We start from the raw sequence: 19824 nt of genomic DNA, 5'->3' as shown, positions 1-19824 counted from the left end.
GGTGCTCACGCACGGCTTACGGTGCCGGCGCCCCACAAGCAAAGGAAGATGCGGTGCCGCAAGGGTGCGGAGGGCCGGAGACAAGGGAGAGTCCATGCGGATCCGGCGGCCCCGACGGGTCTTCGCGCAGGTATTGACCGCGCAAGTGGCCCTGACCACCGGGGTCATGGTCCTCGCCACCAGTCTCTTCCTCGCACCGCTCGGCGCCGAGCTGGACGACCAGGAGATGCGCCGGGCGCTGTCCATCGCCCAGACCACCGCCGCCGATCCGGACCTCGCCCGGGAACTGGTCACCACCGCACCGGACGCCCACGGGCCGGTGCAGGCCGCCGCGGAGCGGATCCGTACCGCGACCGGGGCGCTGTACGTCGTGGTGCTGGACACCCGCGGAGTGCGCTGGTCGCACACCCACCACGACGAGATCGGCCGGCATGTCTCCACCGATCCGAGCCGCACCCTTGCCGGGCGCCAGGTGCGGCAGATCGACACCGGCACGCTGGGGCGTTCGGCCCGCGCCAAGGTGCCGTTGCGTGACGACCGCGGCCGGATCGTCGGCGCGGTATCGGTCGGGATCGCCTACGACAGCGTCCGGGAGCGATTACTCGGCACCCTCCCCGGGGTGCTGCGGTACGCGGGCGCCGCGCTGGCCGTCGGGGTGCTGGCCGCGATCCTGCTCTCCCGCCGGCTGCGCCGCCGTACGCACGGGCTGGCGTTCGCCGATATCTCCGCGCTGCTGGCGGAGCGGGAGGCGATGCTGCACGGCATCCGTGAGGGCGTGGTCGCCGTCGACCGGCGCGGCCGGATCCGGCTGGTCAACGACGAGGCCGGACGGTTGCTGGGGCTGGACGCGCGGGCCGCGGGGCGGGCGTTGGACGAAGCGCTGCCGCCGGGCCGGACCACGGAGGTGCTGGCCGGGCGGGTGACGGGACCGGATCTGCTGGCCGTCAGCGGCGGCCGGGTGCTGGTCGCCAACCGGATGCCGACGCAGGACGGCGGGGCGGTGGTGACGCTGCGGGACCGTACCGAGCTGGAGCTGCTCGGCCGTGAACTGGACAGCACCCAGGGCCTGTTGGACGCACTGCGGGCCCAGGACCACGAGCACGCCAATCAGTTGCACACCCTGCGCGGGCTGCTGGAGCTGGGCCGGTACGAGAAGGCGGTGGAGTTCGTCACCGAAGTGGCCAGCGCGCAGCGGGCGTCCGCGGAACAGATCGCGGAGCGGGTGGCCGATCCGCTGCTGTCCGCGCTGCTGGTCGGCAAGGCGGCGATCGCGGCCGAACGCGGAGTGTCCCTGCGGGTGTCGCCCTCGACGCGGCTGCCCGATGCGGTGGTCGACCCGCGCGATCTGGTGACGGTGCTGGGCAATCTGATCGACAACGCGCTGGACGCCGCCGCGGAGCACCGCCGCGCCGAGCCGTTCGTCGAGGTGGAGCTGCGGGCCGAGCGCAGCACCGCCGTACTGCGGGTCTCGGACACGGGGCCAGGGGTGCCGCCGGGGCTACGGGAGCGGATCTTCGCCGAGGGCTGGTCCACCAAGGCCGCCCGGCCCGTCATCGGGGAGGACTCGTCCGCGGGTTCGGTGGCCGTCCGCGGCCGGGGTATCGGTCTGGCGCTGGTGCGCCGGCTCGCCGAACGCTACGGCGGGATGGCCAGGGTGACGGCCCGCGCGGGCGGCGGCGCGGTCTTCACCGTCGTCCTGCCGGAGGCCCTGGCACCGGCCCCGGCCGCGGCCCCGGAAGAAGGACCCGCAGAGCGCTCGGAAGGACCGGAGCCGTGGAAGCGAAGACCGTTAGGGAGTGGAGCGTCACTGGGGAGCGGAGCGTCACAATGATCGATGTCCTGGTCGTGGACGATGACTTCCACGTCGCCGAGATCAATGCCGCGTATGTGTCCCAGGTGTCCGGCTTCCGGGTCACCGGCCGCGCGCACACCGCCGCCCAGGCGCTGGCCACCCTGGAGCGCGCCCCGGTCGATCTGGTGCTGCTCGACCACTATCTGCCCGATGAGACGGGCCTGAGCCTGGTCCGGCGGCTGCGGCAGCTCGGCCACCGTACCGACGTGATCATGGTGACGGCGGCCCGGGACATCGGCACGATCCAGGACGCGATGCGCTCCGGGGCGCTGCAGTACCTGGTCAAACCGTTCGGCTTCTCCGGTCTGCGCGCCAAGCTCGACGGCTATGCGGCGCTCCGCCGGACCGTCGAGGGGGTGAGTGGCCGCGGCGAGGCCGGCCAGGAACAGGTGGACCGGATCTTCGGCGCCTTCCGGACCAGCGGCTCCCCGCACGCGGAGCTTCCCAAAGGCCACTCGGCCGCCACCGTCGACCTGATCCGCCGGGTCCTGGGCGCGGCCGGGCACCCGCTGTCCACCCACGAGGTCGCCGAACGCGCCGGCGTCAGCCGCTCCACGGCCCAGCGCTATCTGAAGCACCTCGAACGCAGCGGCCACATCATCCTGACCCTCAAATACGGGGACACCGGACGCCCGGAACACCGCTACCGCTGGGCGGGTACCCCTTGACCGCCCCCGGCCCGCGACGGGCTGACGGAGCACTCCAGCGCCCTTACCCCCACGCCGAGTTGCTCCGTCCCCGCGCACCATGGCAACCGGCGCCGACCGCCCCCTAGGCTGCCGATCATGAACCCCACGACAACCAACGGGACGGCCCCCGAGACCGACATCCTGGACGCCCTGCGGCTGGCCGCCGATCCGGACCGGGCGAAGGACTTCGCCGAGGCGGCTCACCGGATCCTGGCGGACCTGGTCAGCGGCGGCGCGCCGCTCGGCTGGGCCGATCCGCCCGGACGGGACGAGGTGGCGGAGCTGATCGACCGGGTCCTGCGTGCGGCGCACACCGGGGACGGGGCGCTGCGGGCGGCGTACTCCGGCCGCCGGCTGGTCGGGCTGGGGTACTGGCTGCGCTATGCCCGTCCGACGAATCGGCAGCATGCGGATCTGGAGAAGATCGCGGTGGCCGCCGACGCCCATGGCCAGGGTCTCGGCCGGTCGCTGACCAGCGCCTTGGTCGAGGACGCGCGGGGCGCGGGGATCGAGGTCCTCACCCTGGACGCGCGCGCCGACAACACCAGGGCGCTGACCCTCTACCGGTCGCTCGGCTTCCGTGAGTACGGCCGGCTGCCCGACTTCGTGGCGATGGGCGGACGCCGCTACGACAAGGTCTTCTACATGCTGGACTTCCGCGCCGAGGGACAGCACGGCGAGGAGTCGACACACCCGCAGTAGCAGCCCCCTTACGGAGCGCAACGGAAGTGGGATGGCGCGGAGATAGTCCATTCCGCCGCCCCCTTGACAGCTCCCCCGACTGGGATCCACGATCCCCAGGTGAACCTGTCAGACAGCCAGACAGCTGGCGAGATGCCCCGGCGGATCAGCGCGATGGAAGCGGTCCTCAACCATCTGCGCGGCGCCATCGAGCGGGGCGAGTACGCGGTCGGGGACAAGCTGCCCTCCGAGGCGGAGCTCTGCCGGCGGCTGGAAGTGAGCAGGCCCGTCCTCCGGGAGGCGCTGCGGGCGCTCCAGACCATGGGGCTGACGGTCTCGCGCACCGGCAAGGGCACCTTCGTCATCTCCAACGGTGCCGTCGCGGACCCGACCTTCGGTGACTACGTGGCGAGCGACCTGCTGGAGGTGCGCCGCCATGTCGAGATCCCGGTGGCCGGTTACGCGGCGGTGCGCCGTACGACGGAGGACCTCGATCATCTGCACCATCTGCTGGAGCGGATGGAGCAGGAGACCGACACCACGGCGTGGGTGGCGATGGACAGCCTCTTCCACCTCGCCATCGCCCAGGCGGCCCGCAATCCGGTCTTCCGCCGGGTCATCGAGGAGATCCGCGATGCGCTGGCCCGCCAGTCGGCCTTCCTCAATGAGCTCGGCGGGCGGCGTGAGCAGTCGAACCGGGAACACCGGGCGATCGTCGAGGCACTCGTCGACCGCTCCGAACACGACGCGGTGGAAGCCATGACGCACCACCTCGCCCGCGTCGAGACGACGCTGACCACCATCGTGCGGCCGCAGCCCGGCACGCCCGCCTCCACGGAAGACGAGGATCACACGTGAGCGAGCGCACCACCTTGCCGCCGCACCGCGCCCCGGGCGCACCGCCCGCGGTCCGCGAACCGGCCCATGTCCCCGTCGCCCATGTGGTGCGCGGCGGAATCGTCGAGGGCGTCCACCACGGCTCGGTCGTGGTGCTGGCGGCCGACGGGAGCGTGGAATTCCAGGCGGGCGACATCGAGGCGGCGTTCTACCCGCGCTCGGCGCTCAAGCCACTTCAGGCGGTCGGTCTGCTGCGCGCGGGCCTGCCGCCGCTGGACGACCCGCTGCTGGCCCTCGTCGCGGCCAGCCACTCCGGCGAGGAACGGCATCTGGCCGCCGCCCGGGACATCCTGGCCCTCGGCCAGCTGACCGAGGACGATCTGCGCAATGTCCCCGATCTGCCGTATGACCCTGCCGTACGGGACGAGTGGATCCGGCGCGGCCTGGGGCCCACCCGGCTCGCGCAGAACTGCTCGGGCAAGCACGCCGCCATGCTGCTGACCTCCCGCACCCGGGACTGGCAGCTGGACAACTACCTGGACCCCGGCCATCCGTTGCAGCGGGAACTCGCCGCGGCGGTGGCGGACCTCACCGGCCAGGGCATCGCCCGGGTCACGGTCGACGGCTGCGGCGCCCCGCTGTTCTCGGTCTCCCTCCACGGACTGACCCGGGCCGCGGCCCGGCTGGCGACGGCCGCCCCCGGCACCGACGAGGGCCGGATCGCGCAGGCCATGCGGGAGCACCCGGAGATGGTGTCCGGCGGCGCGCGGGATGTCGCCCGGCTGGTGCGGGCGGTGCCCGGTCTGCTCGCCAAGGACGGCTTCGAGGGCGTGCAGATCGCGGCGCTGCCGGACGGACGGGCCGTCGGCGTGAAGATCGCCGACGGCGGCGACCGCGCCCGGATGCCGGTGACGGCGGCGGCCCTGGCGCACTGCGGCGTCGCCCCCGAGGCCCTCGCCCCGTTCGCCACCACGCCTGTCCTCGGCGGCGGAGCACCGGTCGGGGCCCTACGGGCGGCGAACACCCTTGCCTCGTAAGCCATCTGACGCTTCATCAGTCCACCCCTGGGCATCGCCCTGTCCCTCCCCCGCTCCCCCTCACAAAGGACCCACCGCACCATGACTTCCGCCGGCCACCGCCGCGAACACGATCTGCTCGGCGACCGGGAGATACCCGCCGAGGCGTACTGGGGCGTGCACACCCTGCGCGCCGTGGAGAACTTCCCCATCACGGGTACGCCGATCGCCGCCTACCCGCATCTGATCAATGCGCTCGCCGCCGTCAAGGAGGCCGCCGCCCGCGCCAACCAGGATCTCGGACTGCTCGACACCGAGCGGGCCGACGCGATCGCCGCCGCCTGCCGGGAGATCCGGGACGGTGGGCAGCTGCATGACCAGTTCGTCGTCGACGTCATCCAGGGCGGTGCCGGGACCTCGACGAACATGAACGCCAACGAGGTGATCGCCAACCGGGCGCTGGAGATCCTGGGCCATGACAAGGGCGACTACCGCCGGCTGCACCCCAACGAGCATGTCAACCTGAGCCAGTCGACGAACGACGTCTACCCGACGGCCGTCAATGTCGCCACGATCATCGCCGTACGGGAACTGCTCGACGCGATGACCGTGCTGCGCGAGACCTTCGCGGCCAAGGCCGAGGAGTTCCGCGACATCCTCAAGATGGGGCGCACCCAGCTCCAGGACGCGGTGCCGATGACCCTGGGCCAGGAGTTCTCGGCGTACGCGGTGATGCTGGAGGAGGACCAGAGCCGGCTGGCGGAGGCGGTGCTGCTCATCCATGAGATCAACCTCGGTGCCACCGCCATCGGCACCGGCCTCAACGCCCCCAAGGGCTACGCCGAGGCGGCCCGCGAACACCTGGCCGCCCTCACCGGGCTGCCGCTGGTCACCGCCGCCAACCTCGTCGAGGCCACCCAGGACTGCGGCGCGTTCGTCCACCTCTCGGGTGTCCTCAAGCGCATCGCCGTCAAGCTCTCCAAGAGCTGCAACGATCTGCGGCTGCTGTCCTCCGGCCCGCGCGCCGGGCTCGCGGAGATCAATCTGCCGCCGGTGCAGGCCGGTTCGAGCATCATGCCCGGCAAGGTCAACCCGGTCATCCCCGAGGTGGTGAACCAGGTCGCCTTCGAGGTCATCGGCAACGACGTCACCATCACCATGGCCGCCGAGGCGGGCCAGCTCCAGCTCAACGCCTTCGAGCCGGTCATCCTGCACTCCCTCTCGGAGAGCATCACCCACCTCGGGGCGGCCTGCCGCACCCTCGCGGAGCGCTGCGTTTCGGGCATCACCGCCAACACCGAGACGCTCCGGGCAAGCGTCGAGAACTCCATCGGCCTGGTCACCGCCCTCAACCCGCACATCGGCTACACCGCCGCCACCGCGATCGCCAAGGAGGCGCTCGCCACCGGCCGCGGCGTCGCCGAACTCGTCCTGGAACAGGGGCTGCTCCCGGCCGACCGGCTCGCGGCGCTGCTGCGCCCGGAGGAAATCGCGGGCGCTTGAGGCCGGGCCCCCGCTCCCCCGCGCCGAGGTGCTGCCGGGCCAGGGTCCGGCGCAGGATGAGGAGAGCGGAGTGCGGAGAGGAGTGCACCTGTCTGACGTTCTGCGCCCGCCGGCTGGCAGGCAGGATGGAGATGGACACCGCCGGGCCCGGCGGATGAGACGGGCCGGGGCGGCTCCGGCAGCAGGCCATGAAGGCCCCGATCGGCACGAGAGAGAAGAGATCCGCATGCGTATCGCGCTGTGCCAGATGACGGCATCGACCGATCCGAAGGAGAACCTCACGATCGTCCAGGACCAGGTCCGCCGGGCGGCGCGCGAGGAGGCCCGGCTGGCGGTCTTTCCGGAGGCGGCCATGGTGCGGTTCGGGGCCTCACTCGGGCAGGTGGCCGAGCCGCTGGACGGGCCGTGGGCGGAAGGCGTACGCGGGGTCGCCCGGGAGACGGGCGTGACGGTGGTGGCGGGCATGTTCACCCCGGCGGGCGACGGGCGGGTGGCCAACACCCTGCTGGCCACCGGGCCCGGCGTGGAGGACTCCTACGACAAGATCCATCTGTATGACGCCTTCGGGTTCCGGGAGTCCGACACGGTCGCCCCCGGCACGCGCGTGGTGACCATCGAGGTCGACGGGGTCCGGGTGGGCCTGGCGACCTGCTACGACCTGCGGTTCCCGGAGCTGTTCCGGGCCCATGCCGATGCGGGGGCGACGGTCTCGGTGCTGCCCGCCTCCTGGGCCGCGGGGCCGGGCAAGCGCGCCCAGTGGGACCTGCTGGTACGGGCCCGCGCCCTGGACGCGACGGTCTGGCTGGCGGCCGTCGACCAGGCCGCCCCGGAGCCGCACGCCGATCCGGAGGCCCCCACCAAGGCCCCGCACGGCGTCGGCCACAGCGCACTGATCGGCCCCGACGGGACCGTACGCGGGCAGCTGGGCTCCGTGGCGGACCTGCTCATCGGGGACGTGGACACCGAGGAGACCGAGCGGGTGCGGCGGGCCGTGGCGGTGCTGGACAACCGGATCATGTAGGGCGCGGCCGGCCCCCGGAGACCGGACGTGCCCCGCGCCGGTCTCCGGGGGCCGCAACCGCTCACCGGTCGGTGCGGATCACCACCGCCAGCGTGCGCGGGCCGTGTACCCCCTCGACCCGCTCCAGCTCGATATCGGAGGTGGCCGAGGGGCCGCTGATCAGCGTGATCGGGTGCTCCGGCGTCAACTGCGCCACCGCCTCCGGCACTCCGGTCCGCACCGACGACAGATCGACGACGCAGAGATGCAGATCGGGGACGAGGGTCAGCGCGCGTCTGCCCTGGTCCGCCGCGGCGCCGTCCAGGAAGATCGTGCCGGTCTCGGCGCAGCTGACGGCGGAGGCCGTCACCACCCCGTCCAGCACATCGAGCCGGGGCGCCGGAACGTCCGCGGAATCCGTCACCGTCTCCCCGTCGTACCCAGCCAGCCAGGCCGGATCGAGCCCCGGGGGGATCCCGATCTTCTGTGCGCCGTGTTCCCGCAGCACCTCGGCGAGCACGGCCGCGGTGGTTGCTGCGGTACAGGTCCGCACCTGCGCCCGGTAGTCGACGAGCCGGTCGACGAAGAGGGCGAGCCGCTCTTCGTCGGGGAGCGAGCGGCCGGTGCGGTAGGCGCGCGGGACGGTCACTGCGGGCCCGTCGGAGAGGCTCAGGGCGTCCCGGACACGGCGGAGCACCGTCTCCCGTGCGGTCGCGGTCATGATGCCTCCTGCGGATCGTCGGTGTGCCGGGCGCCCTCGTCCGCCGCGGCCCGCATCGCGGCCGCGCCCTCGGCGGAGGCGAACCAGGAGCGGAAGGTCTGTTGGGGAGGGGCGGGGGTGTCACGGCTGTCGCTCCAGCCGCTGAGCGGTGGTGGCAGGCGGGAGAGAGTGCCGTCCCGTCCCGCCAGCACGCGTCCGAGCCCGGCCGCCTTCTGTGCGGTGGTGAACAGCCCGGTCTGCTTCATGACCGTGGCCGCGGCCTTCATCGCCAGCTTCTCCGCGGTCGTACCGGCCTGTTCGGTGTGCTGGTGCCGCAGCTCGACGAGGAGCGACGGAATATCGATCTTCACCGGGCAGGCGTCGAAGCAGGCCCCGCACAGACTGGAGGCGTACGGCAGCGAGCTGTTGGGATCGCCCTTGGCGCCGTGCATACCGGCCAGCTGCGGGGTGAGCACCGCACCGATCGGGCCGGGGTAGGTCGATCCGTAGGCATGGCCGCCCGTCCGCTCGTAAACGGGGCAGACGTTGAGGCAGGCCGAGCAGCGGATGCAGTTGAGCGCCGCGCGCCCGATCCGGTCCGCGAGCGCCGCCGTCCGCCCGTTGTCGAGCAGTACGAGATGGAATTCCTGCGGGCCGTCGCCCGGCGTCACGCCCGTCCACAGCGAGGTGTACGGGTTCATCCGCTCGCCGGTCGAGGAGCGCGGCAGCAGCTGGAGGAAGACCTCCAGGTCCTGGAAGCGGGGCAGAACCTTCTCGATGCCCATGACGGTGATCAGCGTCTCCGGCAGGGTCAGACACATCCGGCCGTTGCCCTCGGACTCGACCACCGCCAGAGTGCCGGTCTCGGCGATACCGAAGTTGGCGCCGGAGACGGCCACCTTGGTGGTCATGAACTTCTCGCGCAGGAACGCGCGCGCGGCGGCCGCGAGCCGGGCGGGGTCGGCGTCCAGTGCGGGGTCGACGCCGGGGATGTGGCGGAGGAAGATCTCCCGGATCTCGTCGCGGTTGCGGTGGATCGCGGGCACCAGGATGTGCGACGGGCGGTCGTCGGCGAGCTGGACGATCAGCTCGGCCAGATCGGTTTCGAGCGCCGCGATGCCCTGGCTCTCCAGGTGTTCGTTGAGGCCGATCTCCTGTGTGGCCATCGACTTGACCTTGAGGATCTCGTCGCTGCCGGTATCCCGTACCAGCCGGGTGACGATCTCGTTGGCCTCGACGCCGTCCCGGGCCCAGTGGACGGTGCCACCGCGCTCGGTGACCTTCCGCTCCAGCTCCTCCAGCAGTTCGGGCAGCCGGTTCATGGTGTCGGTCTTGATCGCCGAGCCGGTGTCGCGCAGCTGCTCCCAGTCGGGCAGTTCACCGGTGACGGCGAGGCGTTTGGCGCGGATGGAGTGGGTGGCCTTGCCCAGGTTGCGGCGCAGTTGCTCGTTGCCCAGCTCGTCATGGGCGGCCCGGGGGAAGGTGCGCTCACCGCGCAGATGGCCCGTCCCGTATGGGGAGCGCGGCGGCACGGCGGGCATACCGAGGAAGGTGTCGTTCGTCGCGCGGCCGGTGGAACTGCTCATCGGGCGGCCTCCGTCAGGACGTGGGGGACGGTGCGGGTGGACGCGAGGATCTGTGCCAGGTGCAGGGTGCGGGTACCGGCCCTGATGCGTGAGAGACCGCCGGCGATATGCATCAGACAGGACGAGTCGCCCGCCGTGCACACCGCCGCCCCGGTGCCGGTGACATGGGCCATCTTGTCCCGCAGCATCGCCGTGGAGGTCTCGGCGTTCTTGACCGCGAAGGTGCCGCCGAAGCCGCAGCAGGCATCGGCCTCCGGCAGCTCCACCAGGTCGATGCCCTCAACGGCACGCAGCAGCCGCAGCGGCTTCTCGCCGACCCGCAGCATCCGCAGCGAATGACAGGTGGGGTGGTAGGTCACCCGGTGCGGGAAGTACGCACCGACGTCCGTCCGGCCGAGGACATCGACGAGGAACTCGGACAGCTCGTACGTCTTGGTCTTCACCGTGGCCACACCGGCACGGAGGGCCGCGTCCCCGTACCGTTCGGCGACGATCTCGTGCTGATGGCGGACCGAGCCCGCGCAGGACCCCGATGGCACCACCACCGCCTCGATCGCCGGGTCACCGAACTGCTCGGCGAAGTTCCGTACCAGCGGGACCGGTTCACGCTGATAGCCGGTGTTGATATGCATCTGGCCGCAGCAGGTCTGCTGTGGCGGGAAAACCACGTCGTGGCCCAGCCGGGCCAGCAGTACCGCGGTGGATTTCACCGCCTCCGGGAAGAGCGTGTCTCCCAGACAGGTGGCGAAGAGAGCGATGCGCATGAAGCCTCCCTGGGGGTTTATGGTCCGACCATACTCCTCTCGAACCTCAGGGGAAAAGTAGGGGCGCGGTTTGGTCGGACCTTATGGACGGACAGGCAGCACCACGAAGGTCGCCAGGGGCAGCAAGCTCGGTGGCGTCGATAGGCTGCCTGGCATGACCACCTCATACGCGAGCTCCGACGATGCTGCGGTCGCGATAGCCGGAGCGAGGGCCGGCGCGGACGTGGTCCGCAGCATGTACGGCCAGCGGCTCACCTGCATCGACAAGGGTGCCGGCGACTTTGCCACCGCCGCCGATGTGGAGGCCGAGAAGACGATCCGAGGCGTCATCCGTGCCGCACGGCCCGACGACGCGGTGCTCGGCGAGGAAGGCGGGCAGCAAGGCGCCGCCGACGCTGTGCGCCAGTGGTTGGTCGACCCCCTGTGCGGCACGTTGAACTATGCCGTCGGCAACATGCTGGTGGCCGTCAACGTGGCGCTGCGCGATGGGGCGGCGGCGGTGGCCGACCCGTTCAGCGGAGAGGTCTTCTTCACCGACGGGGAGTCGGCCTGGCGGCGGCAGGAGGGGGCCGACGATGCGCTACTGACGCCCACGTCCGCTACCCGGTTGGTGGACGTCAACTTGGATCCGCCGTTCCCTGGTGCGCCCGGATTCCGGGCCGTGGATCTGCTGGCCCATCCTGGGTTTGTCGAGAGTTTCCGGCCGCGCGTCGTATCCACGACGCTGGCGTTGGCCTGGGTCGCTGCCGGCAAGCGCGCCGCGTATGTCACCGATGGCGGCGACCTGTCCATGAGTGTGCACTTCGCGGCCGGCATCGCTTTGTGCCGGGCTGCCGGCTGCGTTGTCACCGGGATCGACGGTGCCCCGGTTGGTGAGGCAGGTCGAGGGCTTTTGGCCGCCGCCGATGCGGAGACCCACGGGCTGCTGATGTCGATGATGCGCAGCCGACGCTAGTGCGGTGACCCTCGTCCCCGTGCTCCTGCACCGGCTCCTACTCCCGCTCCCCCGCCGCGTTCTCGTCCACCAGCCCGCCGTGGATGCCGCGGATATGCGCCTCGGCCAGATCGGCGGCCTTGGTGCCCTGGCCGGCCCGTACCAGTCGCAGCAGCTCGGAGTGTTCGGCGTTCAGCGCGTCGGCCGTGGCGGGCCAGTCCTCCGCCGTCTCCAGCGCTCGGAGGATCAGCGGACGTACCGACTCGCGTACGGCCGAGGTGAGGGTGGAGGTCAGCTGGTTGCCGGAGCTACGCGCGATGGCGACATGGAACCGGGTGTCCAGGTCGTTGAAGTCGGCGGCGCCCACTCCGGGCTCCCGCATACGCTCCAGGAGCGCCTCCGCCTCGTCGAGGTCCTGCGCCGAGGCGTGCTCCGCGGCGGCCTCGAAGCTGGAGCGCTCCAGGACCACCCGGGCCTCCAGCACATCGTGCAGTCGGTAGCTGCCGAGGGCGAAGTGCAGGCGCAACAGCCGGCCCAGCGCATCGTCCGGGTTCCGTACGATCCGGGCCCCGGCGTCCGGCCCGCGCCCGGCCTGGGAGGCCAGTACCCCGATCGTCTCCAGCACCCGCAGCGCCTCGCGCAGTGCGGAGCGGCTGACGCCGAGGACCGGTGCCAGCTCGCGCTCGGGCGGCAGACGGTCCCCGGCCTTGAGTTCTCCGGCGAGCACCCGCTCCTCGATGCGCTCCAGTACGAGCTCATGTGTGCGCGACTGCCGCACAGGTCGCCATTCGGCGGTCATCCCCAACTCCCCGGCTCGGCCCTCATGCCCCGTGCAAAAACTATGGCACACAGGGTGTGTGGTCGGACCAATACTGCCCGCGGGTGCGGAGGGGCCAGGCCGCGGGTGCGGAGAGGCCCGCCCGCAGGTGCGAAGGGCCAGGTCACGGCCCGCGTATGGCCCCGGCTGCCGGTCAGACCTCCAGGTCCAGACGCGGTCCCTCGCGGCGGGACGGCTCGCGGCGGAGCAGCTGTTCCTGGGTGGTGGTCGCGATCCGTTCGAGCACCCGCCGGCGCAGCGCGTCCGGCGGGGTGACCGCTTCCGCCTCGGCCAGACAGGCCACGGTGGCCTCCAGGTCGGCGACCTCCCGGGTGCAGGCGTCACAGCCCGCCAGGTGGGTGGCGAAGGCGGCCGCCTCCTCGGGCGGCAGGGCGTGCAGGGCATACGCCCCGACGGCCTCGTGCGGATCCTCGGTGTCAGACATCAGTCGCCTCCCAGACAGACGCGCAGTCGCCGCAGGCCGGTGCGCATCCTCGTCTTCACCGTGCCGGCGGGGGTGGACAGGGCCTCGGCTACCTCCGCGTAGGTCAGTCCCTGGTAGTAGGCGAGGACCAGCGGCAGGCGCTGGGTGTTCCCGAGGCCGGCCAGGCAGCGGTAGACCTCGGCCCGTTCCTCCCGCTCCTCGACGGCCTCCACGACCTCGTCGAACGGGGTCTGGTGAGCCAGCTGCGCGGCCTTCCGCTCACGCTCCACGCCGGCCCGCACCGACCGCACCCGTTCCACCGCCCGCCGGTGGGCCAGCGTCAGGACCCAGGACTTCGCGGCGCCGCGCTCGGGACGGTACCGGTCGGCCTTCCGCCATACCTCGATCATCACGTCCTGTGTCACCTCTTCAGCCTGCGCCTCGTCCCGCAGGATCCGGTAGGCCAGGCCCATCACGGGCACCACGAGGGCGTCGTACACGCCGACGAACGCATGCTCGTCACCCTGGGCAACCCGCACGAGCAGCCCGTCCACGCGGCGGTCCGCGGGAGACCGCTCCGGCGGCCGGGGCGGCCCCTCGGATGCGGTGTGCGAAATGGGCCTCACCACGTGTCGAACCGTCCCCTCGTCAGTCTCGTGCGGACCGTGTCCCCGGGAAGGAGCGGCCGGGACGCGTTGCCACGTATCGGACGCGCCCTCCCAGGCTGATGCGGCCTCACGCGCAGCGCAGCCGGTCGGGGCCCGTTCGGCTGATCCGGGGCACGACGTGGCAGGTCAGGGCTCTGCGGAGCGGGTGGGGAAGGACCGGGCGGGCGCCGCGAAAGGAGAAAAATCCCGCTTTCGCAATCCATGCCGGTACGAGCCTCGAATACACATTAGGAACTGGGAGGTCGCCATGGTCGGAGAGCCGGTCGGAGAACTGACGTCGTATCCGGAGGAGTCCCCTGCCGGCCGCTGCGGCGAGGTCGCTGCGGCCACCGGCATCGAAGACGCGCTCGCCGCCACGCTGGCCGAGGTCATGGGTGCGGGGCAGACGCCGGTGGACCGTCATTTCTTCGATGACCTGGGCGCCGACTCCTTGGTGATGGCTCATTTCTGCGCACGGGTCAGGAAGCGGGCCGATCTGCCGCCGGTCTCGATGAAGGACGTCTACCGGTATCCGACGATCCGGGCGCTGGCAACGGCTCTGGCGGACTCGACGCCGGCTTTCCCGGCCGAGGCACCGCCTGAGGCACCGCCTGAGGCACCGGCACCGAGTCCCTCTCCAGCTCCGGCGTTCGCGGACACCCCCCGATACATCCTGTGCGGAGCACTGCAACTGCTGACGTTCCTCGGCTACAGCTGTCTCGTCGCACTCTTCACCGCCTGGGGCTATGAGTGGATCGCCGCCGGGACCGGCCTGTTCGACCGGTATCTGCGCTCGGTGCTGTGCGGCGCGGCCGGACTGCTGCTGCTGTGTGCGCTTCCTGTCCTGGCGAAGTGGGTTCTGATCGGCCGGTGGAAACCCCAGCAGTTCCGCGTCTGGAGCCTGCGGTACGTCCGCTTCTGGGTCGTCAAGACGCTGATCCGCTCGAACCCGCTGGTGCTGTTCGTCGGTTCGCCGCTCTACACGCTCTATCTCCGGGTCCTGGGCGCACACATCGGCCGAGACGTCGCGGTCTTCTCGCGCAATGTGCCGGTGTGCACGGATCTGTTCGCCGTCGGCGACGGCACCGTCATCCGCAAGGACTCGTTCCTCAGCTGCTACCGGGCGCAGTCCGGTCTGATCCAGACGGGCGCGGTGGTCCTCGGGCAGGACGTGGTCATCAGCGAGGCGACGGTGCTCGATATCGATACGGCGATGGGCGACGGGGCCCAGCTCGGCCATGCCTCGTCCCTGCACAGCGGACAGATGGTGCCGGACGGTGAGCGCTGGCACGGATCGCCGGCCCAGCGGACCGATGGCGAGGTGGACTACCTCGCGGTGGGCCCGGCCGGATGCGGCGCGGTGCGCAGGACGGTGCACAGCGCCCTGCAGTTGGCGACCGTGCTGCTGGTGTATGTGCCGCTGGCGGTCGGTGGCGTGGGCATCCTGCTGGCCGCGGCACCGCAGCTCACCGCGGTTCTGGAGCCCGGCCCCACGGCGCTGGCGGACTGGACGTTCTATGGGGAAGCCCTGCTGGTGTCCCTGCTCTTCTTCGCCGCCGTGCCCCTCGGTCTCCTCTTCCAGGCCACGGTGCCGCGGCTGCTCGGCCGGACCATCACCCCGGGCAAGGTCTATCCGCTGTACGGCTTCCACTACGCGGTGCACCGGCTGATCGCCGTCACGACCAACCGGAAGTTTCTGATGCGGCTGTTCGGCGACAGCTCCGCCATCGTGCACTACCTGGGGCGGTGTCTCGGCTATGACCTCTCCCGCGTGGAGCAGACCGGGTCGAACTTCGGCACCGAGGTCAAGCACGAGTCTCCGTATCTGAGTTCCGTCGGGAGCGGGACGATGGTCGCCGACGGTCTGTCGGTGATGAACGCCGACTTCTCGCATACGTCCTTCCGTGTCTCACGGACCTCGATCGGACCGCGTAACTTCCTCGGGAACCGGATCGCCTACCCCTCGCGGGGAAAGACGGGCGACAACTGCCTGCTCGCGACGAAGGTCATGGTCCCGGTCGACGGTGAGGTCCGGGAGGGCGTCGGGCTCCTCGGCTCGCCCAGCTTCGAGATTCCCCGCTCGGTCCAGCGGGACAGCACCTTCGACGAGCTGAAGGACGGTGCGCAGCTGAGCCGCCGCCTCGCCGCCAAGAACCGGCACAACGCGGCCACCATGGGGCTCTATCTCCTGACGCGATGGCTCTATTTCTTCTGGATCACCCTGGTCGCGGCGGTGGCCGCCGAGCTCTACGACTCGCTCGGCGCCCTGGCGCTCGCGCTGGCCAACGTCCTGGTGCTGGTGTCCGGTGTCCTCTACTTCGTGCTGGTCGAACGGGTGGTGACGGCGTTCCATCCAGTGGCTCCGCTGTTCTGCTCGATCTACGATCCGCGCTTCTGGCAGCGCGAACGCTTCTGGAAGGTGCCCTCGGAGAGCTATCTGCTGCTGTTCAACGGCACCCCGTACAAGAGCCTGATCTGGCGGCTGCTCGGCGTGCGGATCGGCAGCAAGGTCTTCGATGACGGCTGCTATCTGACCGAGCGGCCACTGGCTGCCATCGGAGACGGCTGCACCCTCAACGCGGGGAGCGTCGTCCAGTGCCACTCGCAGGAGGACGGCACCTTCAAGTCCGACCGCAGCACGATCGCAGCGGGCTGCACGCTCGGCGTCGGCGCCTTCGTCCATTACGGCGTGGCCATGGGTGACGGCGCGGTGCTCGCGCCCGACTCCTTCCTGATGAAGGGCGAGGTGGTGCCGCCATACGCGCAATGGGGCGGAAATCCGGCCCGGCAGAGCAGCGGCCGGGACCCCGTCGAGGGCTGGAGGTAGCAGCTGATGACCACCTCGATGACCGCCAACTCCCCCCTCGGAAATGGCGTGTTGGCCGAGGGTGGGTACACCGGGATCCCGCGCTGGACCCGTATGCCGGTACCGGGCACCGCCGTCCGGGAGACGGTCCTCCCGGATGAGCTGCCGGCCACACTGCGCCGGCTGGCCGACCGGCTGCGGATGCCGCTGAGTGCGGTGCTGCTGGCCGCGCACGCCAAGGTGCTGGCCGTGCTGGCCGGTGACGACGAGATCGCGACCGGCTACCTCGCCGAGCGGGGCGGCACCCCGCTGCCGTGCCGGCTGGCGACCGCGGCCGGCTCATGGCGGGGTCTCCTGCTGGACACCCATCGGGCGGAGACGGAGCTGCTGCGGCACCGGCGGTTCCCGGCCGGGCCCGGGCCGGAACCCGCTCCGGCCGGGGAGTCCCCGGAGACGGTGTTCGATCTGCCCGGTACGGGCGGCGGCCCGCTCGGCGACACCGTGCTGTGGGTGGCCTTCTCCCGTCAGGACGACGGCCGTGTGCTGCGGCTGCGGTACCGGACCGATGTGCTCGATGAGGAGTGCGCCGCCAGGATCGGCGGCTATTACGTCACGGCGCTCACGCTGATCGCCGCCGATCCGGACGCCGAGCACCGGCGGCAGTCCCTGCTCTCCGCCGAGGAACGCCGGCTACAGCTCGAAGGACTGGCCGGACCGAGCCGGCCGCTGCCGGACCGCCGGTTCCACGAGCTGTTCCAGGAGCGGGTGCGGGCGCACCCGGACGCCATTGCCGCCGTACACGGCAGCCGGCGGTGGACGTACCGGGAACTCAACGTGCGCGCCAACCGGTTGGCGCACACCCTGCTGGCCCGCGGACTGGGCCGCGAGGACGTCGTCGCGGTGGTGACCGAACGCAATCTGGAGTGGCTGGCCGCGGTCATCGCGATCTTCAAGGCCGGTGGTGTGTACCTGCCCGTGGAGCCGCATTTCCCGCCCGGCCGTATCGCGCTGATGCTCTCGCGCGCCGAGTGCCGTCAGGTGCTGACCGAACCCGGCAGCACCGGCGGCCTCGACCGGGCCCTCACCTCGGTGCCCGGGGTACAGCCGCTCTTCATCGACGCCGTCTGCGGAGCGAGCCCCGCCGACAGTGACCCCGATGTCCGGGTGGGCCCGGACCAACTGGCCTATGTCTTCTTCACCTCGGGCTCCACCGGCGAGCCCAAGGGCGCGATGTGCGAACACCTGGGCATGCTCAACCACCTCTACGCCAAGATCGACGACCTGGGGATCGACGAGGGAGAGGTCGTCGCCCAGACCGCGCCCCAGTGCTTCGACATCTCCCTGTGGCAGCTGCTGTCGGCGCTGCTGGTCGGCGGGCGGACCCTGCTGGTCGAGCAGTCGGCCGTGCTGGACGTGGGACGTTTCATCGACACGGTGGCCGAGGGACGGGCCACGGTCCTGCAAGTGGTCCCGTCCTACCTCGATGTGGTGCTGTCCGCTCTCGCACAGCGGCCCCGCGAACTGCCGGATCTGCGGTGTGTGTCGGTCACCGGCGAGGCGCTGAAGAAGGAGCTGGTCCAGCGCTGGTTCACGGCCCGGCCCGGGATCCGGCTGGTCAACGCGTACGGCCTGACCGAGACCTCGGACGACACCAACCACGAGGTGATGGACGGGGTGCCGGACACCGAGCGGGTCCCGCTGGGCCGTCCCGTCAACAATGTGCGGGTCTATGTCGTGGACGAACATCTGGCGCCGGTGCCGCTCGGCGCCCCCGGCGAGATCGTCTTCTCCGGGGTCTGCGTCGGCCGCGGATACATCAACGATCCCGAGCGCACCCGGCCGGCCTTTGTGCCGGATCCGCACCATCCGGGACGGCGGCTGTTCCGGGCGGGTGACCACGGGCGCTGGCTCCCGGAGGGCAAGCTGGAGTTCCTCGGGCGCCGGGACAGCCAGGTCAAGATCCGTGGTTTCCGTATCGAGACGGGTGAGATCGAGAACGCGCTGCTCCGGGTGCCCGGAGTCGGTGACGGCACCGTGGTGGTCACCCAGCGGGCGGGGCACGGGAAGCGCCTGGTGGCCTTCTACTCCGGCCGGCATGCGCTGGAGGCCGATGTTCTCCGGGGCCGGCTGGGCGAGATGCTGCCGGAGTACATGGTGCCGTCGGTCTTCCTCTGGCGGGAGAGCCTTCCGCTGACCGCCAACGGAAAGATCGACAAGAAGGCGCTGGAGGCACTCGCCGGCGGGCTCGACGCCGTCGAGGACGACCACCACGCACCGCGTACGCCGACGGAACGGCGACTGGCCGCCGCCTGGGCCGAGGTACTCGGTATGCCGCAGGACCGGATCGGCCGGCACGACAACTTCTTTGACTGCGGCGGCACTTCGCTGTCGGCCGTAGCACTCGCGCTCTGCCTGGGCCGGGTGGTCTCCGTCAAGGACCTCACCCGGCATCCGGTGCTCGCCGATCTCGCCCGGCAGGTCGACGGCGGGTCCGGTGGACCGCAGCCGCACGCGGAAGACGCCGTACGGCCGGCTCCGTCCCGAGCCGTTACTGAGAGGAGTACCGCCATGGTCTCGTCACTCTCGATCTCCCTGCCCGAACTCGAACAGGAACCCGGCACCCCTCCGATGCTGCGGGTCAAGGCCACCGGCAGCGCGGCGCACTGGGCGGCCGAGCGGCGGGACGCACTGCGCGCCCTGGTCGCCGAGCACGGGGCGGTCCTGGTCCGGGGCCTGGGGATGAGCGACCCGGCAGAGGTCGGCGCCGTCCTCCATGGCCTGGGCGTCGCTCCGCTGACCGAGCGGGAGTCCTTCGCCGTCCGGCAGCCCTACTCGGAGGGTGTCTACTCCTCCTCGAAGTGGCCGCCGAACCAGCCGATGTGCATGCATCACGAGCTGAGTTACACCCTGGAGTTCCCCGGGCTGATGCTGTTCGCCTGCCTGGGCGCCCCCACCACCGGCGGGGCCACCGGGGTGGCCGACTCGACGGCCGTACTGGACGCGCTGCCCCCGGCGCTGACCGAGCGGTTCGAGCGGGAGGGCTGGCTGCTGACCCGCAGCTACCACCCCGAGATCGGGGCCACGCTGGACCAGGCGTTCGGCACCGACGACCGGGAAGCCGTGGAGCGCTACTGCCGTGCCCACGCCATCGCGTTCTCCTGGCAGCCCGATGGTGGGCTGCGCACCACACAGCGCCGCAGTGCCGTGGTGCGCCACCCGGTCAGCGGCCGGCGCTGCTGGTTCAACCAGATCGCGTTCCTCAGTGAGTGGACGATGGCGCCCGAGGTGCGGGAGTACCTGCTCGATGAGTACGGCCCCGAGGGGCTGCCGTTCAACACCCGTTACGGGAACGGCGATCCGCTCGACGAGGACGTGGTGCGGCTGCTCAACGAGGTCTATGAGTTCCATACCGCGCGCCGGCCGTGGGAGGCCGGTGACCTGCTGCTCGTCGACAACGTCCGCAGCGCGCACAGCCGGGAGCCGTTCGAAGGTCCCAGGGACATGGTGGTGGCCCTGGCCGACCCGGTGCGCCTGGCCGACTGCTCGCCGACCGTTGAGGTGAACTGAC

General features: G+C 71.1%; 16 protein-coding genes. 10 read left to right on the top strand and 6 right to left on the bottom strand.

Annotated features, from left to right (window positions below; all coding sequences use genetic code 11):
* The first annotated feature begins 94 nt into the window (after positions 1-94).
* The 7 genes from STRTU_RS32990 (at position 95) to STRTU_RS32960 (ending at position 7599) form a co-directional block, all read left to right on the top strand.
* Positions 95-1831 (top strand): sensor histidine kinase, encoded by a 1737-nt coding sequence (locus STRTU_RS32990; RefSeq protein ID WP_159748745.1) that lies wholly within the window; start codon positions 95-97, stop codon positions 1829-1831.
* Entirely contained in the window at positions 1828-2520 is a 693-nt protein-coding gene (locus STRTU_RS32985) for a response regulator (RefSeq protein ID WP_159748744.1), read from the top strand. Before STRTU_RS32990 ends, STRTU_RS32985 begins: the two co-directional genes overlap by 4 nt.
* A gap of 117 nt (positions 2521-2637) precedes the next feature.
* Positions 2638-3243, top strand: a complete 606-nt coding sequence (locus STRTU_RS32980) for a GNAT family N-acetyltransferase (RefSeq protein WP_159748743.1) — start codon at positions 2638-2640, stop codon at positions 3241-3243.
* Between the two features lie 99 nt (positions 3244-3342).
* Entirely contained in the window at positions 3343-4080 is a 738-nt protein-coding gene (locus tag STRTU_RS32975) for a FadR/GntR family transcriptional regulator (RefSeq protein ID WP_159748742.1), read from the top strand.
* Entirely contained in the window at positions 4077-5096 is a 1020-nt protein-coding gene (locus tag STRTU_RS32970) for an asparaginase (RefSeq protein WP_246241582.1), read from the top strand. Before STRTU_RS32975 ends, STRTU_RS32970 begins: the two co-directional genes overlap by 4 nt.
* Positions 5097-5177: 81 nt before the next feature.
* On the top strand, positions 5178-6578 hold the full coding sequence (gene aspA, locus STRTU_RS32965) for an aspartate ammonia-lyase (RefSeq protein ID WP_159748741.1): 1401 nt from the start codon (positions 5178-5180) through the stop codon (positions 6576-6578).
* 226 nt (positions 6579-6804) lie between these two features.
* Positions 6805-7599, top strand: a complete 795-nt coding sequence (locus tag STRTU_RS32960) for a carbon-nitrogen hydrolase family protein (protein ID WP_159748740.1) — start codon at positions 6805-6807, stop codon at positions 7597-7599.
* Between the two features lie 61 nt (positions 7600-7660).
* Here the strand turns inward: STRTU_RS32960 and STRTU_RS32955 are convergent, their stop codons facing one another.
* Genes STRTU_RS32955 through STRTU_RS32945 form a run of 3 tightly spaced genes read right to left on the bottom strand, consistent with a single transcriptional unit; the run spans position 7661 to position 10628 of the window.
* Positions 7661-8299 (bottom strand): LutC/YkgG family protein, encoded by a 639-nt coding sequence (locus tag STRTU_RS32955; RefSeq protein WP_159748739.1) that lies wholly within the window; start codon positions 8297-8299, stop codon positions 7661-7663.
* Positions 8296-9864: a LutB/LldF family L-lactate oxidation iron-sulfur protein gene (locus tag STRTU_RS32950; protein ID WP_159748738.1), complete on the bottom strand. Its 1569-nt coding sequence runs from the start codon at positions 9862-9864 to the stop codon at positions 8296-8298. The genes STRTU_RS32955 and STRTU_RS32950 overlap by 4 nt, the downstream gene beginning before the upstream one ends.
* Positions 9861-10628 (bottom strand): (Fe-S)-binding protein, encoded by a 768-nt coding sequence (locus STRTU_RS32945; protein ID WP_159748737.1) that lies wholly within the window; start codon positions 10626-10628, stop codon positions 9861-9863. The genes STRTU_RS32950 and STRTU_RS32945 overlap by 4 nt, the downstream gene beginning before the upstream one ends.
* 154 nt (positions 10629-10782) lie before the next feature.
* Between STRTU_RS32945 and STRTU_RS32940 the strand changes: the two genes are divergently transcribed.
* Positions 10783-11583: an inositol monophosphatase family protein gene (locus STRTU_RS32940; protein ID WP_159748736.1), complete on the top strand. Its 801-nt coding sequence runs from the start codon at positions 10783-10785 to the stop codon at positions 11581-11583.
* Positions 11584-11620: 37 nt separating this feature from the next.
* Here STRTU_RS32940 and STRTU_RS32935 read toward each other — a convergent pair whose 3' ends face one another.
* From STRTU_RS32935 to sigK, 3 genes are all read right to left on the bottom strand, one after another.
* On the bottom strand, positions 11621-12361 hold the full coding sequence (locus STRTU_RS32935; RefSeq protein ID WP_159748735.1) for a FadR/GntR family transcriptional regulator: 741 nt from the start codon (positions 12359-12361) through the stop codon (positions 11621-11623).
* Positions 12362-12533: 172 nt separating this feature from the next.
* Positions 12534-12824 carry a zf-HC2 domain-containing protein gene (locus STRTU_RS32930; RefSeq protein ID WP_159748734.1) on the bottom strand — a complete coding sequence of 97 codons (291 nt, stop codon included), beginning with the start codon at positions 12822-12824 and terminating at the stop codon, positions 12534-12536.
* On the bottom strand, positions 12824-13357 hold the full coding sequence (gene sigK / locus STRTU_RS32925; protein WP_246241692.1) for an ECF RNA polymerase sigma factor SigK: 534 nt from the start codon (positions 13355-13357) through the stop codon (positions 12824-12826). The genes STRTU_RS32930 and sigK overlap by 1 nt, the downstream gene beginning before the upstream one ends.
* Positions 13358-13718: 361 nt before the next feature.
* On the opposite strand from sigK, the gene STRTU_RS32920 reads away from it, so the two are divergent.
* Entirely contained in the window at positions 13719-16277 is a 2559-nt protein-coding gene (locus tag STRTU_RS32920) for a Pls/PosA family non-ribosomal peptide synthetase (RefSeq protein ID WP_159748733.1), read from the top strand.
* Between the two features lie 6 nt (positions 16278-16283).
* Positions 16284-19823, top strand: a complete 3540-nt coding sequence (locus tag STRTU_RS32915; RefSeq protein WP_246241580.1) for an amino acid adenylation domain-containing protein — start codon at positions 16284-16286, stop codon at positions 19821-19823.
* Position 19824: the final 1 nt, after the last annotated feature.

It is taken from the genome of Streptomyces tubercidicus, from assembly GCF_027497495.1.
Lineage (GTDB): Bacteria > Actinomycetota > Actinomycetes > Streptomycetales > Streptomycetaceae > Streptomyces > Streptomyces tubercidicus.
The sequence above is the reverse complement of the archived record's forward strand: the minus strand, read 5'-3'. Positions and strand labels throughout refer to the sequence as shown.

What these genes read in the sequence shown, in the direction of transcription:
- STRTU_RS32990 (WP_159748745.1), top strand. Translation starts at nt 95, where the DNA reads ATGCGGATCCGGCGGCCCCGACGGGTCTTCGCGCAGGTATTGACCGCG.
- STRTU_RS32985 (WP_159748744.1), top strand. Translation starts at nt 1,828, where the DNA reads ATGATCGATGTCCTGGTCGTGGACGATGACTTCCACGTCGCCGAGATC.
- STRTU_RS32980 (WP_159748743.1), top strand. Translation starts at nt 2,638, where the DNA reads ATGAACCCCACGACAACCAACGGGACGGCCCCCGAGACCGACATCCTG.
- aspA (WP_159748741.1), top strand. Translation starts at nt 5,178, where the DNA reads ATGACTTCCGCCGGCCACCGCCGCGAACACGATCTGCTCGGCGACCGG.
- STRTU_RS32960 (WP_159748740.1), top strand. Translation starts at nt 6,805, where the DNA reads ATGCGTATCGCGCTGTGCCAGATGACGGCATCGACCGATCCGAAGGAG.
- STRTU_RS32955 (WP_159748739.1), bottom strand. Translation starts at nt 8,299, where the DNA reads ATGACCGCGACCGCACGGGAGACGGTGCTCCGCCGTGTCCGGGACGCC.
- STRTU_RS32950 (WP_159748738.1), bottom strand. Translation starts at nt 9,864, where the DNA reads ATGAGCAGTTCCACCGGCCGCGCGACGAACGACACCTTCCTCGGTATG.
- STRTU_RS32945 (WP_159748737.1), bottom strand. Translation starts at nt 10,628, where the DNA reads ATGCGCATCGCTCTCTTCGCCACCTGTCTGGGAGACACGCTCTTCCCG.
- STRTU_RS32940 (WP_159748736.1), top strand. Translation starts at nt 10,783, where the DNA reads ATGACCACCTCATACGCGAGCTCCGACGATGCTGCGGTCGCGATAGCC.
- STRTU_RS32935 (WP_159748735.1), bottom strand. Translation starts at nt 12,361, where the DNA reads ATGACCGCCGAATGGCGACCTGTGCGGCAGTCGCGCACACATGAGCTC.
- STRTU_RS32930 (WP_159748734.1), bottom strand. Translation starts at nt 12,824, where the DNA reads ATGTCTGACACCGAGGATCCGCACGAGGCCGTCGGGGCGTATGCCCTG.
- STRTU_RS32920 (WP_159748733.1), top strand. Translation starts at nt 13,719, where the DNA reads ATGGTCGGAGAGCCGGTCGGAGAACTGACGTCGTATCCGGAGGAGTCC.
- STRTU_RS32915 (WP_246241580.1), top strand. Translation starts at nt 16,284, where the DNA reads ATGACCACCTCGATGACCGCCAACTCCCCCCTCGGAAATGGCGTGTTG.